General features: G+C 68.2%; 6 protein-coding genes. 5 read left to right on the plus strand and 1 reads right to left on the minus strand.

Features of this window, described 5'->3' with window-relative positions:
- The 3 genes from QZY06_RS15205 to QZY06_RS15215 form a co-directional block, all read left to right on the plus strand.
- Window positions 1–335, plus strand: a 335-nt coding sequence (locus QZY06_RS15205; RefSeq protein WP_295685914.1) for an efflux RND transporter permease subunit, incomplete at its 5' end; no start/stop codon positions are given.
- Window positions 332–1,744, plus strand: a complete 1,413-nt coding sequence (locus tag QZY06_RS15210) for an efflux transporter outer membrane subunit (protein ID WP_295685915.1) — start codon at window positions 332–334, stop codon at window positions 1,742–1,744. The genes QZY06_RS15205 and QZY06_RS15210, both read left to right, overlap by 4 nt.
- A complete protein-coding gene (locus QZY06_RS15215) occupies window positions 1,741–2,127 on the plus strand; it encodes a hypothetical protein (protein WP_295685916.1) in 387 nt (128 codons plus the stop codon). Before QZY06_RS15210 ends, QZY06_RS15215 begins: the two co-directional genes overlap by 4 nt.
- Window positions 2,128–2,138: 11 nt before the next feature.
- On the opposite strand, the gene QZY06_RS15220 is transcribed toward QZY06_RS15215, so the two are convergent.
- Window positions 2,139–2,870 carry a response regulator transcription factor gene (locus tag QZY06_RS15220; protein ID WP_293394137.1) on the minus strand — a complete coding sequence of 244 codons (732 nt, stop codon included), beginning with the start codon at window positions 2,868–2,870 and terminating at the stop codon, window positions 2,139–2,141.
- 54 nt (window positions 2,871–2,924) lie between these two features.
- Between QZY06_RS15220 and QZY06_RS15225 the strand changes: the two genes are divergently transcribed.
- A complete protein-coding gene (locus QZY06_RS15225) occupies window positions 2,925–5,018 on the plus strand; it encodes an ATP-binding protein (protein ID WP_295685917.1) in 2,094 nt (697 codons plus the stop codon).
- Between the two features lie 129 nt (window positions 5,019–5,147).
- Window positions 5,148–5,495, plus strand: a complete 348-nt coding sequence (locus tag QZY06_RS15230) for a hypothetical protein (RefSeq protein WP_295685918.1) — start codon at window positions 5,148–5,150, stop codon at window positions 5,493–5,495.
- The last annotated feature ends 247 nt before the right edge of the window (window positions 5,496–5,742 follow it).

Below are 5,742 nucleotides of genomic sequence, written 5' to 3' on the forward strand. Positions count from 1 at the left end.
TCATGATGATCGACTTCGCCATCGAGCGGCAGCGATTCGGCCCGGCCACCGCGGGCGAGGCGATCTACCGCGCGGCCAACCTGCGCGTGCGCCCGATCCTGATGACGACTTGCGCGGCGATCTTCGGCGCGCTGCCGCTGGCGCTGGGCAGTGGCGACGGGGCCGAACTGCGCCAGCCGCTCGGCATCGCCATCGTCGGCGGGTTGATCCTCAGCCAGCTGCTGACGCTCTACACCACGCCGGTGGTGTTCGTGCTGCTCGACCGCCTGCGCCGTCGCCATCCGCGTCAGGCCTTCCATGTTTCGGCTTCCGTCCAACCCCTGCCCGCCCCATGAAGTCCCGCATCCACTTTCGCGTCATCGCGCTGACGCTGCTCGCTGGCGGTCTCGCCGGCTGCGCGGTGACCGCCGTCAAACCACCCGATCCGGTCACGGCACCGGCTGCGTTCAAGGAAACCGGCGACTGGCAGAAGGCCGCCGCCCTCAGCGCGCCGATTCCCGACGACTGGTGGACCTTGTTCCAGGACCCGGTGCTCGACGATCTCGAACGGCGGCTGGTGATCGGCAACGAAAACCTCAAGGCCACCGCCGCCGCGGTCGCCAACGCGCGAGCCGTCTATGCCGCCAGCCGCACGGCTTTCCTGCCGAGTCTGTCGGCCGGCCTCGATGCCCAGCGCGGCAAGGATCCGTACACCGTGTCTGCGACTGCAACCTGGGAACTGGACCTCTGGGGGCGCTTGTCGCAGGCCAAAAGCGGTGCTGCGGCGTCGCTGCAGGCGAGCGCCGATGATCTTGCTGCGGCACAGCTATCGGCCCAGGCAATCCTGGCGGAGACCTATTTCTCCCTGCGCACCGCCGAGGCTCAGCGCTCGCTGTTCGAGCGCAGCGCCACGGCCTACCAGCATTCGCTCGATCTGACCCAGATCCGCTATGACGGCGGTCTCGCCGGCCGCAGCGACGTGCTGCAGGCGACCACCCAGCTGAAAGGCACGCAGGCGCAGATCTCCGAGCTGAATGCCCAGCGCGCCCAGCTCGAACACGCGATCGCCGTGCTGCTCGGCGTGCCGCCGTCGGCGCTGGATCTGAGCGCCACGGCGGCGCTGCCCACAGCACCGCCGGTGCCCGAACAGCTGCCGGCCAGCCTGCTCGAACGGCGGCCCGATATCGCTGCTGCGCAACGGCGTGTAATCGCCGCCTACGCGCAGATCGGCGTCGCCGACGCGGCCTGGTTTCCGACCCTGAGCCTGTCGGCGACGGCCGGTTACATCGGCGATGCGCTGACCGGCCTGATCAGCGCGCCGAACTTCGCCTGGACGGTCGGCGCCAACCTGGCCGAAGTGATTCTGGATGGCGGCCAGCGCCGGCTGGCCAGCGCCCAGGCGCGCGCCAACGCCGATCAGGCGACGGCGAGCTATCGGCAAACGGTGCTGACCGCGCTGCAGGAAGTCGAGGACAACCTGGTGCTTGCCGATCAGTTGCAGCAGGAGGCGGCGCTGCAGGAGCAGGCGCTGGCCGCTGCCCAGCGCAATGTCGAGATCACCCTGGACCAGTACCGCGATGGCACGGTCAGCGCGCTCAATGTGGTGACTGCGCAGACCGCGGCGCTGACCAGCGAGAACAGCCTGCTCGGGGTTCGCAATCGCCAGCTGGCGGCGGTCGATCAGCTGCTGAAGAACATCGCCGGCCGCTGGCAGCCAGTCAGCGCCAAGACCGCGATAGTGGCCGCAGCGCCGGACGCGCCATGAGCAATTCGGTCAGCAATTCCGTGTTCGCCGAGCTGCGCTTCTGGCTGATGGTGACGCTGTCCACCGGTCTGCCGATCGGCGTCTACGCCGTCTTGCTGGTCAAGCGCGCGATCTCGCCGCGCAACGTGCTGCTGCTCGGTCTGGCGCTGATCGCAGTCGCCGGACTCGATGTCTATTTCCTGCAGACCCTGGCGATTCTGGCCAAGGACACGCCTTCCTTGTCCGACGATTGGGTCTTCACCTCGCAGGTCTCGGTGGCGCTCTACCTGTTGCCGGCGATGTTCGGCGGCGTCGGCGTCAACGTCATCTCCCATGTGCTGGTGCGCCACCTGGCCGAGGCGGAGCGGCGCTTCACGCAGGAACATACGGAGAGCCGATCCTGATCGAGCCGGATTCAGAACAGGGTTTCGACGGTGCTGGCGAGCTGGTAGCCCGCGCCGCGCTCGGTGCGGATCAACTCCGGCTTGGCGGGATCGGCTTCGATCTTCAGCCGCAACCGGCGGATCTGCACATCGATGGTGCGATCGTAGACTTCCGCCTCGTGCAGCCGCGACAAGGACAGCAGCTGGTCGCGGGTCAGCACCCGCTGCGGCGCGCGGCACAGCGCGTTGAGCAGGCTGAATTCGCCATTGGACAGCGCCACGGTATCGCCGGCCGGCGAGCGCAGCCGGCGGGTCCGCAGGTTCAGCTCCCAGCCGGAAAAGCGGAAGGCGCGCCGCGAACCGTCGCGCTCCGGCAAGGTCGCCTGCACCTGATAGCGGCGCAGCACCGCGCGCACGCGGGCCAGCAGCTCGCGCGGGCTGAACGGCTTGGTCACGTAGTCGTCGGCGCCGAGTTCCAGGCCCATCACCCGGTCGGCTTCCTCGCTGCGGCCGGTCAGCAGAATCACCGGCACCGTGGCGCGTTCGCGCAGCGTCCGCGCCAGCTGCATGCCGTCTTCGCCCGGCAGCTTGAGATCGAGCAGCACCAGATCGATCGCCTCACGATCCATCGCCTCGAACAGTTCGCGACCGTTGCCGCCGGCGCTGACCCTCATTTCGTTCTGGCTCAGATACTCGACCACCAGCTCGCGAATGGCCGGGTCGTCATCGATGACAAGAATGTGCGGCACGCTGGTGCTGGTCATCTCGTCGGCGGCTGGCAGCTCATGACCCCGAAGCAGGGTGAAGTATCGTAGCGCATGAATATCGCCACCCCGAACAGACCGGCCGACGCGAGGTTGTGGTGGGTGGCGGTGGGCATGGCGCTGAGCCTGATCGCCGCCTCCGCCACCGCGCTCTGGCATCTGCGGCAGGACGCGCTGGCGGCGCAGACGCGCGAACTGAGTCTGCTGTCGCTGGCGCTGGCCGACGAAGTCGAGCGCAGTCTGCAGGGTGCCGAAGAAGGCTTGCTGGCGATCCGTGGCGAACTGGCCAGCGCCCGCCTGCCGTCCAGTGGTGCCGACGCCCAGCTGGCGCTGCAGACCCGCGTGAAACTGATGCCGCTGGTGCAGACGCTGTGGCTGCTCGGCGATGGCGGACAGCTGATCGCCGGCTCGGATACCAGTTCGGCGCCTGAGCCTGCGAGCTTCCTGCCGGCCTTGGCCGGGTTGGCCGTCGACGATATCGCCATCAGCCGTCCATTCCGGGTCGATGCCTTGCCGGAAGCGGGCGTCGCCCTCGCCGTCCGCTTCCGCGCGGCGCCCGGCATTGGCGATGGCTGGATCGTCGCCGCCTTGCCGGCGACCGGTCTGCTCGGTGCATTCTCGGCCGCCAGCCCGGCCGCCGACGCGCGCATGGCCGTGTTCCGCGCCGATGGCGCGCGGCTGGCCGGCCTCATCGTTGATAACCAGGTGCTCGACGAAGCCACGCTGGCACAGCGGCTGGCCTCGCGCACCAGCATGGAACTGCACCGCTTCCGCGACGGCAGCGAGCGTCTGGTCGGCCTGCATCGGCTGCAGCGCTACGGCCTCAGCGTGGTGATGACCCGCGACATCGATGCCGTGCTTCATGAATGGCGCGAAGCGGCGCGGCTCACCGCCGCTGCGCTCGGCCTGGCGCTGCTGGTGCTGTTAGCCGCGGTGCTGGTGGTGCATCGCGCCGATCGGCGGCGCAGCGAAGCGCAGCAGGCGCTGCAGGCCCAGCAGGCCCGCGCCGGCAAGCTCGAGTCTCTGGGCACCTTGGCCGGCAGCGTGGCGCACGATTTCAACAACCTGCTGGCCTCGATCGTCGGCTTCGGCGAGATGGCCCGCGACCTCGCCCCGGCCGACGGCAACCAGGCGCGTTATCTCGACCGGGTGCTGCAGGCCGCCGAGCGCGGCAAGTCGCTGGTCGAACGCATCCTGTCGTTCAGCAAGGGCGGCGCACAGACCTCGGACATCTTCGAGCTCGGCCCGGTGATCGAGGAAGTGCTCGATCTGCTGGCCGGCTCGCTGCGTCCCGGCCTGGTGCTGGAGCGCGCGCTGGAAGCACCCGGCGCAATGCTCCGCGGCGATTCCACCCAGGCCTATGAGGCGGTGCTCAATCTCTGCACCAATGCCCTGCAGGCGATGCCCGACGGCGGCATGGTCAGCGTCCATCTGCAGCGCCTGCAGATCGACGAGGCGCAGGTGCTGTCGCACAGCCAGCTCGCGCCTGGTCATTACCTGGAGCTGAGCGTGGCCGACCAGGGACGCGGCATCACGCCGGCCGTGATGGAGCATCTGTTCGAGCCGTTCTTCACCACTCGCAGCAGCGAGTCCGGTACCGGCCTGGGACTGGCCGTGGTGCACGGCGTGGTCGCCGAGTTCGGCGGCGCGATCGACGTGCGCAGCCGGCCCGGCAAGGGCGCGCGCTTCACGCTGTATCTGCCCGAGTACCGGATTGCCGAGGCCAGCGATCAGCCGCAGACGGAGATGGTCGTCGCGAGTGCGCCAAGCACTACAGCGCGATCCGCAACGACCGTGCTGGTTATCGATGACGAGCCGGCGCTGGTCGATCTGCTGACGGCGATGCTGCGCGGTCTCGGCTATCAGGCCGAAGGCAGCAGTGATCCTCGGGCCGCCCTGCAGTTGCTGCGTGAGCAGCCCACGCGCTACACCATCGTCATCACCGACGAAACCATGCCCGGCTTGAGCGGCACCGCAATGACCGAAGCGCTGCGCGAATTTGCGCCAGGGCTGCCGGTGCTGCTGATCAGCGGCTATGGCGGTCCGGCGCTCGCCGAGCGGGCCCTGGCGGCAGGCGTGACGCGGGTACTGGCGAAGCCCATCGAACGGGCCGAACTGGCACAGGCGCTCGACGAATTGCTGGCCTGAACCCCGGCACGCAGAAGTATTTCAGTTGCAACACGGTAGATGCCGCGCCGACACAGCGCGGTGCAAAGGTCCCGGGAAGATGCTTCGGCGCATCAATCCCGATGCCTGCTCTGCCAAGGGACCCCGGTCATGACGACTGCGACGGATACGCCGGTGGCGCCCGCCTTGACGGCACGTCTGGTGCTCCACACCGGTAGCGCCCACCGGCCGACAGGCCCGGCACGGCGCTGGCTGGCCCGCTGCGTCGCCGGCCTCGGCTTCGCCATGCAGGCGCCACTCAGCCTGCGCATCGAAGACCAGGACGGCATCAGTGTTCTTGCAGTCGACGACGCGGCAGCGTTGATCGAACTGCCGCTGCCTGCCGGCATCTACCGCATCACCGCGCAACGCGGCAACTGGCGGCGCGGCTACACGATGAACCTGCCACAAGGCGGGTTGTTCGACCTCGATCTCCGCGATCTCGCCGACTTCCGTTGAAGCCACATTGCAGCTGTAACAGGCCGCAGGCGTTCTGAAATATCGCCGCTACCCGCCGTGCTCACTCTTCAACTGCGGCATTTGCCGCGTAGGGCTTCAGAAAGGAACGCGCCATGAACACCAACTTCAAGAGATCCCTGATCGCGATAAGTCTGGCCTCGGCTTGCACCGTCGCGGAGGCTGCCGAGTACGGCAGAGTCGTCTCCAGCACGGAAGTGACTGCCGAAGTCGCCGTGCCTCATCAGGA

The organism is uncultured Nevskia sp. (assembly GCF_903885465.1).
GTDB lineage: Bacteria > Pseudomonadota > Gammaproteobacteria > Nevskiales > Nevskiaceae > Nevskia.